The sequence below is a fragment of the Nocardia sp. NPDC058658 genome (genome assembly GCF_042716665.1).
Lineage (GTDB): Bacteria > Actinomycetota > Actinomycetes > Mycobacteriales > Mycobacteriaceae > Nocardia.
Genome location: NZ_JBHXRR010000009.1, coordinates 200,671 through 213,176, shown reverse-complemented (window position 1 = coordinate 213,176; position 12,506 = coordinate 200,671). Strand labels below are relative to the sequence as shown.

Genomic DNA, 12,506 nt, shown 5'->3' with positions numbered 1-12,506 from the left:
GAACTATGTTCGCCAGCCCGGACCTTCCCGCCGCCGCCACCTGGGGTCGGCTGCGTACCTTTCTCGCGGTGTACGAGACGGGCAGTGTGCGGGCGGCGGCCGAAACACTGCACGTCACACCCCCTGCGGTGTCGGCTGCCATCACCGCTTTGGAAGAAGCTTTGGGCACAAGGCTTTTCGGTAAATCCGGCCGTGGGATCGTGGCGACGGACTCGGGCGAGATCTTCGCCGGGTACGTGCGCAGACTGCTCGGGTTGCTCGCCGAGGCGGCCGGGGCGGTCCACGATGCCGATCGAGGGCGGGTGCGCATCGGGGCGGTGGCGACGGCGAGTGAGTATGTGCTGCCGCTGTTGATGGCCACGTTCGCTCGCGCCCACCCGCACGTCGAACTCTCGCTGTCGGTGCTGACGCGCGGCGAGTTGTTCGCCCGCGCCGCCGACCACGTCTTCGACATCGCGCTGGCGGGCCGACCACCGCGCGGATCCGGGCTGATCACGGCGGCACGACGGGCGAACCGCCTCGTCTTGGTCGGGCGACCCGGCCTGGTCGAGGACCCGCTGACCACGCCATGGCTACTCACCGGGATCGGCTCGGGCACCCGCGACACCACACTGTCGTTGCTGAGCAGACTGCAGGCCGCACCTCCCCTGCTCACCCTCGGCACCTCGGGCGCCGCTGTCGCCGCCGCCCGCGAAGGCCTCGGCGTCACGCTGGTGCACGAGGAAGCGGTGCGCGAGCAACTCGCCTCGGGAGAACTGGTCGCCTACGGCGTGCCGGGCACCCCCCTCGATCGCCCCTGGCACGTCTGCACCTCGGCCGAACCGACCTCGGCGGCCCGGCTGTTCGTCGCCCATCTCTGCGATCCGGACCAGGTCGGCGCCGCCGCATTTCACACCCGGTCTCGCCCGAAGGGGTGAGGACGGCTCACCACGCCGCCCGCACGCTGGTCGTCATGACGACACTTCCCGCCACCGCCCTCGCCGACATCGCCCAGCAGCTGACCAGCGGCGGCCGCGGCATCCTCGCCGCCGACGAGTCGATCAAAACCATGTCATCGCGCCTCGAACAAGAAGGGGTCCCCGCGAGCGCGACCACCCGGCGCGACTACCGCGAACTGCTGCTCACCGCCGACGGCCTGTCGGAGTGGATCAGCGGAATCATCCTGTGCGACGAGACTTTCGGCCAGGATCTCGCCGATGGCCGTCCCTTCCCGATCGCGGCCCGCGAGCTAGGAATCCTGCCCGGCATCAAGGTCGACACCGGCACCACACCACTGCCCGGCCAGAACGGCGCACTGATCACCGAAGGCCTCGACGGCCTCGGCGCGCGGCTGGCCTCCTATGCCGACCGCGGCGCCGCGTTCGCCAAGTGGCGCGCGGTGTTCGACGTCCACACCATCACCCCCGACTCCGCCCGCGCCAACGGCCAAGCCCTGGCCAGGTACGCGACACTGTGTCAGCAGCACGGCATCGTCCCGATCGTCGAACCCGAGGTGCTGTGCACCGGCGACCACGACCTCGCCGCATCGGCAACAGCCAGCGCGCTCGCCCTGAGTTCCCTGTTCGAGGCTCTGACCGATGCCGGGGTGGACCTGACCGGGATCGTGCTCAAGCCGAACTTCGTCACGCCGGGCCTGGGCGCCACCCCCATCGCGCCGACCGAAGTCGCCGCCGCCACCTTCGCGGTGTTGCGCGATCAGGTCCCCGCCGAAGTCGCGGGAATCGCGTTCCTCTCCGGCGGGCATCCCACCACCAGCGTGTGCGAGTTCCTGAGCGCGCTGGCCGCCATCGCCGACCGCCCATGGCCGGTGACCTTCTCCTTCGGACGTGCCCTGGTGAGCTCCGCCCTGCATACTTGGGGAGGCACGCCCGCCGAAGTCGCTGCCGCACAACATGTTCTGCTCGAAAACTGCCGCACCGCCTCCCACGCCACCGATCAGGCGCAGTAGCCGAGCTCCGGCGAGGCATCCTGACGCGGTGGCAACACGCAGCGGCGGTGCCACCCCTCGGGCATCGCTGCTGCGCTTGTTGGTTCCGGCTACGAGCTCCCACTCCCCCGAGCCAGCAGATACGACCGCAGGACCACGCGCAGTTCCTCGGTCAACGCCGCGCGCTCGCCCTCGGGAGCCTCGACGATCATCGGCATCATGGCCCGCACCGTCTGCACCGCGACGGCGGTACAGCGTGCGCGCACATCCGGGGCGAGATCGGGGTAGACAGCGCCGAGCAGACCTTCCGCCCGAAGGTGGACGGCTCGATGCGCGGGGTCGACAGCGTCGCGGAGCGCGGTGGGCATGTCGGCGCGCGCGAACAGCGCCTTGAACCCGGGGTTGGCGATGTTGAACTCGACCAGCGGCCCGATCACATGGTCGAGCAGCACGTCGAGATCGCCCGGGCCGACGGCGGTGCCGAACGTGCTACCGAAAGCGGCAAGGCGCTCCCGGTACAGCTCGGCCAGCGCCGTCGCCAATTCCTCCTTGTTGCGGAAGTACTGATACAGCGAGCCCGGCGAGATGCCCGCGGCGGTGGCGATCGCATTGGTCGTCGCGTTCTCGTACCCACGTTCGCCGAACACCTGCGCCGCCGCGTGCAGGATCTCCTCCATCCGACGACGGCCGCGTTCCTGACGACGTACCTCGGCCATATTCCTCCTTGAATATGCGAGTAATTACTCGTATCTTCGATCTTACGAGTGATTGCTCGTATCTTCGCAGGCTAGCAGAGGAACGCCCATGCTCGGACGGTTCGTCACCCATCGACCCCGCGCTCTACTCGCCGCCGCCCTGGCGTTGTTCGTCGCACTCCTCGTCGCCGCCGGTGGCGCGATGGACTCGCTCTCGCTGAACAGATTCGAGCATCCGAGCTCCGAATCCGGCACCGCCGCACGCGAATTGGCCGACCGATTCGGCACCGGCGCCCCGAATATCGCGATCCTGGTCACCGCGACCGGCGGCGATGTGCGCGATCCCGGAGCCGCCGCGATCGGCGCTCGGCTCACGGCGGAACTCGGCGCGTATCCGGGAGTCGGCGACGCCTGGTCGTTCTGGTCGCCGGGAGCGCCCGACACCCTGGCCGCGACCGATCACCGCAGTGCGCTCGTGCTCGCCTGGGCGCCCGGCGACGCCGACCGGGTGCGCGGCGAACTCCTGCCCGGTATCGAAACCCAGATCGTCGAAACGGTCACCGATCCCGCTGTCGCGCTCACCCTCGGCGGCGCGGACGAGGTGTTCCGTGATCTCGCCGAGCAGGCATCGGCGGACTTCCTGCGTGCCGAACTCATCGTGCTCCCACTGGTTTTCGCCCTGCTGGCCCTGGTGCTGCGACGAGTCACCCTGGCGCTGGTCACCGTCGCGGTCGGCCTGTTCTGTGTGGTCGCCACGTTGACGGCGCTGCGGTTGGTGAGCGTGTTCACCGACGTGTCGACGTTCGCCGCGAACATCGCGCTGGTGATGGGGATCGGGCTCGGCGTCGATTACGGGCTGTTCATGATCTATCGGTTCCGGGAGGAGCTGACCGCGGGGCACGACGTGGCGGCAGCGGTGCGCCGGGCGGTAGCGAGCGCGGGACGAACCATCACGTTCAGCGCCTCGACCGTGGGGATCAGCTTGGCTGTGCTGTTCGCCTTCCCGTTCCCGTTCCTGCGATCGTTCGCCTACGCGGGGATCGCGGTGGCGACGACCGCGGTGCTCGCGGCGGTGGTGATCTTGCCCGCCATCCTGATGCTGCTCGGCCGTCGCGCCTTGCCCGCGAAGCCGACCGGGGTTGCGGAGCAGAGCTTTTGGTACCGAACAGCGGAGAAGGTGATGCGCAGGCCGGTGGCGGCGGGCGGCTCGGCATTGCTGGTCCTGATACTGCTCGGCGCTCCCGCGCTCGGCATGAACTTCGGTCCCCCCGACGACCGGGTACTCACCCCCGAACAGCCGGTGCGCGCCATGTACGACACGATCCGTGCCGACTTCGAGACCGAGGAAGCCGACGCCGTACACGTCATCGCACCGAAGGCCGGGCCCGACACGCTCGGTGACATCGCGGGGTACACAGAGCGGCTCGCCACGATTCCTGGTGTGCTGCGGGTGGATTCGGCGTCAACGGCCGATCCGGCGCGCTTCACCGAGGGTGCGGCGACCTGGTTGCGCGTGGTACCGACCGCTACCCGGCTCGCCACCGACTCGTCCGGCCTTGTCGCCGATATCCGTGCCGTCCCCGCACCTTTCGATGTCCTGGTAGGTGGATTCCCCGCCGAGATGGTCGACTATCGCGACGGTGTCACCGCGCGTCTGCCGGTGGTGGCGGCACTGATCCTGCTGGTCACTTTCGCCGTGCTGTTCCTGATGACGGGCAGTGTGCTCGCTCCGCTGAAGGCGTCGCTGCTCAATCTGCTCTCGATGTCGATCATGTTCGGCGTGCTGGTGTGGGGTTTTCAGAACGGCGCGTTGGCCGACGTACTCGGTTTCACCCCGACCGGCAATATCGAGCCGAGCATCCCGATCCTCATGTTCTGCATCGCTTATGGCCTGTCCATGGACTACGAGGTGTTTCTGCTCTCACGCATCAAAGAGGACTACGACCGTACCGGCGACCCGATCGGCTCGGTGCCCCGCGGCATCGCGCGCTCGGCACCACTGATCACTGCCGCGGGCCTGATCTTGGCGGCGTCGTTCGCGGTCTACGCCACCAGCGGTGTCACCTTCCTCCAGCAGCTCGGCATCGGCATGGCGATCACCATCGCGATCGACGCCACCCTCGTGCGAGGCATCCTGGTTCCCGCTCTCATGCGCCTGGCCGGACACGCCAATTGGTGGGCGCCCGGCCCGTTGCGGCGCTTTCACGACCGCTTCGGTTGGCGAGAATCGGCTGATGCCACTACGGCGGCTCAGGCCGCGGTCGGGTAGCCGAACAGGCGGGAGACGAAGGCGCTCGGCGGGTGTAGGTGCAGGACGGGGCGCGTACCCGTGCCCCCGGGGATCGGCTCGTCGACGATGTCGACCTGCCATCCCTCGGGCAGAGCGTGCTGCATCCGGGCGGCCTGGCGCTGCATCGGGGTACTCGGTTCGGTCATGTGCCTACCCCTCTCGAGAGTCCGTCGGTGTTCTGTCATCCCAGACTATGACCACTCTTTCCGCAGGTCACGACCTAGAACGGCAATTGGGGGCGTCGACGGCGGGAGTTAGGGGCGTTGGGGGAAATGCCCCCGGCTCGCGGTCTAGCTGGTGCGGATCGGCAACTCGACCAGGACGGTCGTTCCGCGCCCCCGCATCGACTCCACCCGCAGCGAGGCTTCGATGATGGCGCAGCGTTCTGCGATGGAGGTCAGGCCGAAGTGTTGTTCGGTGTCGGCGGCGCGGTTCGCGCGGCGCTGGGCGGGGTCGAAACCGGCACCGTCGTCGGAACATCCGAGGACCACCGAGTCACCGACCCGACGCAAGGAGACGACAATGCGTTGTGCGCCCGCGTGTTTCACCGCGTTCGCGAGGGATTCCTGGGCGATCCGGTAGAGGGTGGCTGCGGCGTGGTCGGGGATGTCGTCGATGGCGGCGGAGGGGTCGACGAGGAACTCGATCTCCGGTGGGCCGTCGCCGGTCACCGTGCGCACCAGCGATTCGATCGCGGCGACCAGGCCGAGGTCGTCGAGGACGAGGCTGTGCAGGCCGGAGATGGCGGCCCTGGTCTCGTTGTAGGCGAAGTCGGCCAGTTCGCGGGCGCTGACGAGTTCGGCGCGGGCCCGGGCCAGGTCGCGCAGGCTGGCTTCGTCGGTGACGGCGACGTGGGCGGCGAGTTCGGAGACGGTGAGGTCGGCGGCGGACAGGTGGAACGACATCGAGGCCAACGCGGTGGTGACGCCGTCGTGCAGGTCGAAGGCGATGCGGCGGCGTTCGGCCTCCTGGGCGGTGATCGCCTGTTCGACGAGGCGGTCCCGTTCGGTGCGGTGCTCGTTGACAGCACGGAACAGACGTTGCGCGTGCAACCACAGCCCGAGCACAGCGGCGTGTGGTTGCGCGCCGTCGAGGTCGAGTTGTCCGAAGGGGTCGCGTGGGCCGCGGTGGACCGCCAGCACGCCGACCACGTCACCGTCGAGGCCCGGCAGCGGCAGGCACATTCGGGCGACAGTCTGATGCGGTTCCAGTCGTAAGAGCCTGCGGTGCAGGGCATTACGTGGCGAGTCGTTGTCGAGCAGCACCGGCTTGCGGGTGCGGGCCACCAGTCCCGTCACCCCGAATCCGACCTGCAACCGCAGGGAACTCGCGGAGGGATGCGCGGGCCACATGTCGACGATGCTCAGATCCTGGCCGTCGATGGCGTAGAGCAGCACCCCGTCGCCCCCGAGCAGTGGGGCGAGTTCCGCCGCCGTAGGAACCACGCCGAGGTGACTCACCGAAACAGCCCCTCCCGCAAGGCAACCGCGATCGCACCGCTGCGATCGGACACCCCCAGCTTGCGATACAGCCCGCGAATGTGAGTCTTCACCGTGTCCTCGCTGACCACCAGCTTGCTCGCAACCGCCCGGTTCGAATGTCCGGAAACCAAGAGCCCCAACACTTCCGACTCACGCTGGGTCAGTCCGAGGTGCGCGCCGGACCAGAACTGGCCCGCGTTGAGCCGGGCCGCGGCCAGGGCCACCCGGCCTGCCAGTGACGCGTCGACCACGGTCTCGCCGTCCTGGACGCGGCGCAACTGCGCGACGAGTTCGCGACCGTCGACCCGCTTGAGGATGTAACCCGACGCACCGACGCGCAGCGCCTGATACAGGTAGTGCTCGTCGTCGTACACCGTGAGCAGCACGACCTTGGTGGCGGGATGCTGCAGCGTGATCTGGCGGCAGAGGTCGAGCCCGCTGGCCTTGCCGATGCGCACATCGCACAGGACGATATCGGGCCGCTGCTCGGCGACCATCCGCAGCGCGGCGGTGTCGGTGGTGGACTGGCCGACTATCACGACCTCGTCGGGAAAGTGGCCGAGCATGGCGTCGAGCCCGTGCAGCACCATCTCGTGATCGTCGACGAGCACCAGCTTCAACGGGGTCGGAGGCAACTCCGGCATCCCCCCACCCTACGGCCGACGGCACCGCGCATACCGGCATTGACGAGATCTCACCCCGGCCGCCACCCCCGAGGGGGAGTGCGGCGGGTGAGCCGGTGCGGTCCGATGAACGGACCCGATCAGAAAGGCCGCGCCATGCCGGAGTCCACAGTTCGTCGGCCACTCATAGTGCCGTCGGTGTTGCCCGCCGATTTCGCTCGACTGGGTGAGGAGGTGCGCGATCTGTGCGCGGCGGGCGTCGACCGGATCCAGTGGGATGTGATGGACGGCGTGTTCGTCCCGAACCTCACTTTCGGGCCCGACGTGATCGCGTCGGCGCGTTCGCACAGCACGGTGGGGTTCGAGGCGCATCTCATGGTGGTGAATCCCGATGAGCTGCTCACCGAGTACATCGATGCTGGTTGCGAGCTGATCATCGTGCACGCCGAAGCGTGTACGCACCTGCATCGCACCCTCGCGCGGATCCGCGATCTCGGTGCGCGCAGCGGTGTCGCGCTGAACCCGCACACCCCCGCCGAGACCGTCGCGCATGTGCTGGCCGAGACCGATCTGGTGCTGGCGATGACCGTGAATCCGGGGTTCGGCGGGCAGGCCTACATTCCGGCGGTCGAGCCGAAGATCGCGCAGTTGCGACGGATGATCGACGAGTCGGGGCGGTCGATCGAGCTCGAGGTGGACGGCGGGATCAACGCCGACACGATCGGCGGTGCGGCTGTCGCGGGCGCCGGTGTTTTCATCTCGGGGTCGTGGATGTACGGCTATCCCGAAGGCAAAGCGGCGGCGGTCAAACGCTTGCGCGAAGCCGCCACGATCGGGGCCCTCCGATGACCGATATCGCGACTTTCGTCCCCTCGGTGGCGACCGATCAGCTCGCCGTCGACACCCTGCGGTTCCTCGCGGCCGACATGGTGGAGGCCGCGCAGTCCGGGCACCCCGGCATGCCGATGGGTGCGGCGCCGATGGCGTGGACGCTGTGGAGTCGGCACCTGCGCCATGATCCGGCCGATCCCGAATGGGCCGATCGGGACCGGTTCGTGCTCTCGGCCGGGCACGGGTCGGCGCTGCTGTACGGGCTACTGCACCTGTTCGGCTACGACCTGCCCGTCTCCGAGTTGAAACGGTTCCGGCAGTTGGGGTCTCGGACACCGGGGCATCCCGAATACGGGGACACCGCCGGGGTCGAATGCACCACCGGGCCGTTGGGTCAGGGCCTGGCGATGGCGGTCGGTATGGCCCTGGCCGAGCGCATGACCGCTGCCAGGTACCCCGAGATCACCGGGCATCGCACGTACGCGATCGTCGGCGACGGGTGCCTGATGGAGGGCGTCAGCCACGAAGTCGCTTCCTTCGCAGGGCATTTGGGGCTCGGCGGGTTGATCGTGCTGTGGGACGACAACGAGATCACCATCGACGGTGCGGTCGGGCGTTCGTGTAGCGACGATCAGGTGGCCAGGTTCGCGGCCTACGGGTGGCATACCGAAGTGGTGGCCGACGGGACCGATATCGCGGCGATCGATGCGGCGTTGATGCGCGCCAAGGGCGATCCGCGGCCGAGCTTCCTCGCGGTGCGGACGGTGATCGGTCATGGTGCGCCCGGTGTCGCCGGTACGTCCAAGGCGCACGGAGCACCCTTGGGCGCCGAGCAGCTGGCGCGGGCCAAAGAGCTTGCGGGATGGACACTTCCATCGTTCGCCGTGCCCGAGCAGGTAGCGGCGACGTGTGCGGTGCTGGCGACGATCGGCGGTGAGGAGCACGCGACCTGGCTCGAGGAATTCGCGGCATTCGACGCGGTAGCGCCGGAGCGGGCCGCCGAATTCCGGCGTGCTCGTGCGCGATTGCTGCCCGCGGAACTGCTGCCCGCGCTGGAAGCCGTTGCGGCGGAGGCACCTCGGGCAACACGACAGTCCTCGCAGGCGTGTCTGACGGCGGCGATGGCGGTCATGCCGGAATTGGTGGGCGGATCGGCCGACCTCGCCGGATCCACCGGCACGGTGTGCGGTGAGGTGGTGAACCGCGATGACTTCGCCTCCAGCGCTATCGCTTTCGGTATTCGCGAGTTCGGGATGGCGGCGATTCTGAACGGGATGAGCCTGCACGGTGGGTTCCGGGTGTTCGGGAGCACGTTCCTGGTGTTCGCCGACTATCTGCGGCCCGCTTTACGCCTGTCAGCGTTGATGAAACAGCCGGTGATCTATGTGCTGACGCATGATTCGATCGCGGTCGGTGAGGACGGGCCGACGCATCAGCCGGTCGAGCATGTCGAGTCGCTGCGGGTGATTCCCGGGGTTCAGGTGTTGCGGCCGGCCAACGATGCCGAAACGGTGCTCGCCTGGGAGCTGGCGTTGAGTCGCGTCGACGGGCCGACCGCGCTGATCCTTTCCCGGCAGTCCCTCCCCCAGTTCGAGGTCGGCATCGAATCGCGAACCGGTGACAGTGCGGCCGACGCCGAGCTCGCTTCCGCGAACGTCGCGCGTGGGATCGACATCGTGGCCACCGGTTCGGAAGTCGCGCTGGCGGCCGGTGTCGCCGAGCGACTGCGGGCCGAGGGATACGACGTTCGCGTCGTGTCGGCATTGGATCGGTCGCGCTTCATCGCCGATCCTTCCGCGCACACCATCAGCATCGAGGCAGGCAGCACCGCAGGCTGGGCCGGTCTGGTCGACCTCGCGATCGGCATCGACGAGTTCGGGCACAGCGGTCCCGGCGACGAGGTGATGGCGCATCACGGGTTCACCGTGGCAGCCGTGCTCGACCGGATTCGCGAATACCTCGACGGTGCACCGTGACTCCGCTGCGGGCGGTGATCTTCGATGTCGACGGCACCCTCGTCGACAGTGAACGCGACGGGCACCGGGTGGCCTTCAACGCGGCCTTCGCCGAGGCGGGGCTCCCTGATCGCTGGGAGGTCGAGGAGTACGGGAAGTTGCTGAAGGTCGCCGGTGGCGCGCAGCGACTGGCGTTCTGGTTCGAACAGCACGGGCGGACGGGTTCGGAGGCCCGCGAACTCGCACAGCAGTTGCACCGCATCAAGACCCGGATCATGCGGCAGATGGCGGCCGACGGGCACATCCGGCCCCGTCCGGGCGCGCGGGAGCTGATCGAACGACTCCGGGCGCACGGTGTCCGGCTACACGTCGCGACCACCGGCACGCGCGCCTGGGTCGAGCCGTTGCTGAAACACGCGTTCGGAGAGCCGTTCGACACCGTGACCACCGGAACCGAAGTCCCCGTGCTGAAACCGAGCCCGGCGGTGTATCTCGACGTGCTGATCCAGACCGGACTGTCCGCCGACCAGGCAGTGGCCGTGGAGGATTCGGCCAACGGCGTGCGGTCGGCGGTGGCCGCTGGACTGCGGTGCGTGGCCGCCCAGAACACCTACACCCGCACCGACGACCTGTCCGCGGCGGTGCTCGTCGCCGACGGGCTCGACGATCCGGAGCTGGTGACATGGTTCGACGACCACCTCGGGTGAGGTGGTCGTCGAGTCCGTCTCAGCGGGTGCGGCCGCGACGTTCCATGAGCCGCAACAACATCGGCGTGAAGATCAACTGCATGGCCAGGTCCATTTTCCCGCCCGGACACACGATCGTGTTCGGGCGGGACATGAACGAGTCGTGCAGCATCGACAGCAGATACGGGAAGTCGATGCCGTGCGGGTCGGCGAACCGGATCACCAGCATCGATTCATCAGGCGTCGGAATCGTCCGGGCGACAAACGGATTCGACGTATCCACCACCGGAACCCGCTGGAAATTCACGTGGGTGCGGGAGAACTGCGGGCACATGAAGTTCACGTAGTCGTGCATGCGGCGCAGGATCGTCTCGGTCACCGCCTCGGTGGAGTAGCCGCGTTTGTCCTTGTCGCGGTGCAATTTCTGGGTCCACTCGAGGTTGATCACCGGCACCACCCCGATGAGCAGATCCGCGTACTGCGCCACGTCGACCTGCTCGTTGGCGACCGCACCGTGCAAGCCCTCGTAGAACAGCAGATCGGTGCCGGGCCGGATGTCCTCCCACGGCGTGAACGTGCCGGGTTCCTGGTCGTAGGGCGCGGCTTCTTCCTTGTCGTGCAGGTACTTTCGCACCCTGCCCGTTCCGGTCTCACCATAGCCACGGAACAGCTTCTCGAGATCTTCGAAGAGATTGGCCTCCGGGCCGAAGTGACTGAAGGTGTGGTCGCCGTCCGACAGCGCCCGCGTCAGCTCCTCCTTCATGCCGGCGCGGTCGAACTTGTGGAAGCTGTCGCCCTCGACATACGCGGCATCGATGCCTTCCCGCCGGAAGATCGAATCGAACGTGCGCATCACCGACGTTGTTCCGGCACCGGATGATCCGGTGATGGCGACGACAGGGTGCTTGGCGGACATGAATCTCCTCCTCAGGTGGTGGAACGGTAGAGGCCGCGTAGACCGAACAGCGGACTCCACTGGCCGTCGGGCTCCTCAGCCGCTTCGGCGTGGTATCTCACGATGCGCGCTACCTCCTCGCGGGACCCGAAAATGAACGCGATCCGCTGGTGCAGCTCGGTGGGGGCGACCTCGAGAATCCGCTCACGACCGGTCGAGGCGAGACCACCGGCCTGCTCGATCAGGAAGGCGATCGGATTGGCCTCGTAGAGCAGCCGCAACCTGCCCTCCTTGGACGGGTCCTTGGAATCGCGCGGATACAGGAAAACGCCACCGCGCGTGAGGATCCGGTGTGTCTCCACCACCAACGAGGCCACCCACCGCATGTTGAAGTCCTTCTCGCGCGGACCCGTCGCGCCCGCCAGGCATTCGTCGATATAGCGCTGCACCGCCGGTTCCCAGAAGCGACGGTTGGAGCTGTTGACCGCGTACTCCGACGTGGACTCCGACAGTTGCAGGTTCTGCCCCGTCAGGAAGAATTCGCCGAGCTCGGGGTCGAGAGTGAAGGCGTGCACGCCGGTGCCGACGGTGAGCACGAGTTGCGTTGCCGGACCGTAGATCGCATAGCCCGCGGCCACCTGTTCGGTGCCGGGCTGCAGGAAGTCCTCCAGGATCGCGTCCACGCCGGGGTGCGGTGCGCGCAGAATCGAAAAGATGCTGCCCACAGCGACATTCACATCGATATTCGACGAACCGTCGAGCGGATCGAACGCCAGCAGGTACTTGCCGCGCGGGTAGTCGGGCGGGATCCTGTACGGGTCGTCGAGTTCCTCCGACACCATGCCCGCCAGCTGACCACCCCACTCGTTGGCGCGCAGGAACAGGTCGTTGGCGACCACATCGAGCTTCTGCTGCTGCTCACCCTGCACATTCACCACCCCGGCGCCGCCCAGGACACCGGTGAGCGCGCCAGAGGCGATGCGCTTGGAGATCGCCTTGCAGGCCAGCGCGACGTCGAGGATCAGGGAATTGAGCTCACCGCTGGAACCGGGATGGCGGCGGCGCTCTTCGATGAGGAACTGGGTCAACGTCGTGCGATCGGTCAGCATCCTTCGAGGACACC

The 12,506-nt window shown here is 67.8% G+C and carries 12 protein-coding genes; 6 read left to right on the top strand and 6 right to left on the bottom strand.

Features of this window, described 5'->3' with window-relative positions; translation table 11 throughout:
* The first annotated feature begins 5 nt into the window (after positions 1 to 5).
* Both ACFWUP_RS16310 and ACFWUP_RS16305 read left to right on the top strand, forming a co-directional pair.
* A complete protein-coding gene (locus ACFWUP_RS16310) occupies positions 6 to 917 on the top strand; it encodes a LysR family transcriptional regulator (RefSeq protein WP_379234953.1) in 912 nt (303 codons plus the stop codon).
* Between the two features lie 35 nt (positions 918 to 952).
* Complete coding sequence (locus ACFWUP_RS16305) at positions 953 to 1,948, top strand: class I fructose-bisphosphate aldolase (protein ID WP_379234951.1); 996 nt, start codon at positions 953 to 955, stop codon at positions 1,946 to 1,948.
* Positions 1,949 to 2,037: 89 nt separating this feature from the next.
* Here the strand turns inward: ACFWUP_RS16305 and ACFWUP_RS16300 are convergent, their stop codons facing one another.
* Complete coding sequence (locus ACFWUP_RS16300; RefSeq protein WP_379234949.1) at positions 2,038 to 2,643, bottom strand: TetR/AcrR family transcriptional regulator; 606 nt, start codon at positions 2,641 to 2,643, stop codon at positions 2,038 to 2,040.
* Positions 2,644 to 2,731: 88 nt separating this feature from the next.
* Between ACFWUP_RS16300 and ACFWUP_RS16295 the strand changes: the two genes are divergently transcribed.
* Positions 2,732 to 4,891, top strand: coding sequence for an MMPL family transporter (locus ACFWUP_RS16295; RefSeq protein WP_379234947.1), 2,160 nt, complete (start codon positions 2,732 to 2,734; stop codon positions 4,889 to 4,891).
* On the opposite strand, the gene ACFWUP_RS16290 is transcribed toward ACFWUP_RS16295, so the two are convergent.
* The 3 genes from ACFWUP_RS16290 to ACFWUP_RS16280 form a co-directional block, all read right to left on the bottom strand.
* Positions 4,873 to 5,058, bottom strand: coding sequence for a hypothetical protein (locus ACFWUP_RS16290; protein WP_379234945.1), 186 nt, complete (start codon positions 5,056 to 5,058; stop codon positions 4,873 to 4,875). The genes ACFWUP_RS16295 and ACFWUP_RS16290 overlap by 19 nt on opposite strands.
* A gap of 144 nt (positions 5,059 to 5,202) precedes the next feature.
* Positions 5,203 to 6,372: a GAF domain-containing sensor histidine kinase gene (locus ACFWUP_RS16285; RefSeq protein WP_379234943.1), complete on the bottom strand. Its 1,170-nt coding sequence runs from the start codon at positions 6,370 to 6,372 to the stop codon at positions 5,203 to 5,205.
* Positions 6,369 to 7,037, bottom strand: a complete 669-nt coding sequence (locus ACFWUP_RS16280; protein ID WP_379234941.1) for a response regulator — start codon at positions 7,035 to 7,037, stop codon at positions 6,369 to 6,371. The genes ACFWUP_RS16285 and ACFWUP_RS16280 overlap by 4 nt, the downstream gene beginning before the upstream one ends.
* Before the next feature lie 105 nt (positions 7,038 to 7,142).
* Between ACFWUP_RS16280 and rpe the strand changes: the two genes are divergently transcribed.
* Genes rpe through ACFWUP_RS16265 form a run of 3 tightly spaced genes read left to right on the top strand, consistent with a single transcriptional unit; the run spans position 7,143 to position 10,509 of the window.
* Positions 7,143 to 7,865 carry a ribulose-phosphate 3-epimerase gene (gene rpe, locus ACFWUP_RS16275; protein ID WP_379234939.1) on the top strand — a complete coding sequence of 241 codons (723 nt, stop codon included), beginning with the start codon at positions 7,143 to 7,145 and terminating at the stop codon, positions 7,863 to 7,865.
* Positions 7,862 to 9,823 carry a transketolase gene (gene tkt, locus ACFWUP_RS16270; RefSeq protein ID WP_379234938.1) on the top strand — a complete coding sequence of 654 codons (1,962 nt, stop codon included), beginning with the start codon at positions 7,862 to 7,864 and terminating at the stop codon, positions 9,821 to 9,823. The genes rpe and tkt overlap by 4 nt, the downstream gene beginning before the upstream one ends.
* On the top strand, positions 9,820 to 10,509 hold the full coding sequence (locus ACFWUP_RS16265) for an HAD family hydrolase (RefSeq protein WP_379234936.1): 690 nt from the start codon (positions 9,820 to 9,822) through the stop codon (positions 10,507 to 10,509). Before tkt ends, ACFWUP_RS16265 begins: the two co-directional genes overlap by 4 nt.
* 19 nt (positions 10,510 to 10,528) lie before the next feature.
* Here ACFWUP_RS16265 and ACFWUP_RS16260 read toward each other — a convergent pair whose 3' ends face one another.
* Both ACFWUP_RS16260 and ACFWUP_RS16255 read right to left on the bottom strand, forming a co-directional pair.
* Positions 10,529 to 11,404: a phosphoribulokinase gene (locus ACFWUP_RS16260; protein WP_379234934.1), complete on the bottom strand. Its 876-nt coding sequence runs from the start codon at positions 11,402 to 11,404 to the stop codon at positions 10,529 to 10,531.
* An 11-nt stretch (positions 11,405 to 11,415) separates the two neighbouring features.
* Positions 11,416 to 12,492: a class 1 fructose-bisphosphatase gene (locus ACFWUP_RS16255; protein WP_379234932.1), complete on the bottom strand. Its 1,077-nt coding sequence runs from the start codon at positions 12,490 to 12,492 to the stop codon at positions 11,416 to 11,418.
* Between the last annotated feature and the right edge of the window lie 14 nt (positions 12,493 to 12,506).